Here is a 929-nt window from a genome sequence, read left to right as displayed (position 1 = left end):
CAGCGCCGCCTGCGCACGCTGGAGGGCTGGCACACCACCCGGACCCTGACGACCCGCAACGGCAGCGAACTCCAGTACGAGGTCATGTCGCAGGGCGATGCCGACAAGCCCGTGATGGTGTTCGCCGCCGGGATGGTCGCCACCTCCGAGCACTTCTCCTGGGTGACGGAGAAGCTGGCCAAGGAGACCGGCTACGGCGTGGTGACCTACGCCCGCGCCGGATACGCGGGCAGCCGCCGCGCCTCCGGCGCGCCCTACACGCTCGCCGAGTCCGTCGACGACCTGGTCGATCTCGTGGGGAGCGTCTCGCCGCGGCGCCGGGTCATACTCGTCGGGCACTCGCTCGGCGGTGAACTCGCCCGCCGCGCCGCGCTCCTGCTCGGTGACCGGGTGGAGGGTGTCGTCTATCTCGACTCCTCGCATCCCGATGAGCTGAACCGTTCCAAGCAGCAGAGTGATACGGCGAAGCGGCTGAGCGAGTCGCTGACGCAGATGGTGTGGTTCCTGCGGGCCGGCACGGGGATTCTGATGTCGCGTCCGATCTGGGTGGACGCGCTGCCGGAGGCGTATCGGAAGAAGGCGTTCGCGCAGTACACGGACGTGCGGATGTGGGAGGCCGGGCGCCGTGAGTGGGCGGCGGTGGAGGCGGACTTCCGTGCCTTCGAGGGCGAGCTGGAGCCGGTGGACTCCCATGCGCTGGTGGTCTCCGCGCAGCAGACCGTCGACCGTGATCCCGACCAGCTGCTGATGCACAACGAGCTGGCCGGGGCGCACAGCGGTGAGGGCCGCCGTACGGAGGTGGTGGTGATCGAGGGCGCGGACCACGACACGGTGCTGACGAACAGCCGGTTCGCGCACCAGGTGACGGAGCGCATCATCGCGTTCTGCGACGCCGGTCTGCCGGCCGGCGCTTCCACGGACGAGCACGA

1 protein-coding gene is annotated in these 929 nt (G+C 69.9%); it reads left to right on the top strand.

The features are described 5' to 3' along the window. The coding region (locus tag CU044_RS26090) for an alpha/beta hydrolase (protein ID WP_129771202.1) at window positions 1-929 on the top strand (929 nt) is incomplete at both ends.

The sequence above is a fragment of the Streptomyces sp. L-9-10 genome (genome assembly GCF_004151105.1).
GTDB lineage: Bacteria > Actinomycetota > Actinomycetes > Streptomycetales > Streptomycetaceae > Streptomyces.
Note: the sequence above shows the minus strand (reverse complement) of the source record. Positions and strands in the feature narration are given on the sequence as shown.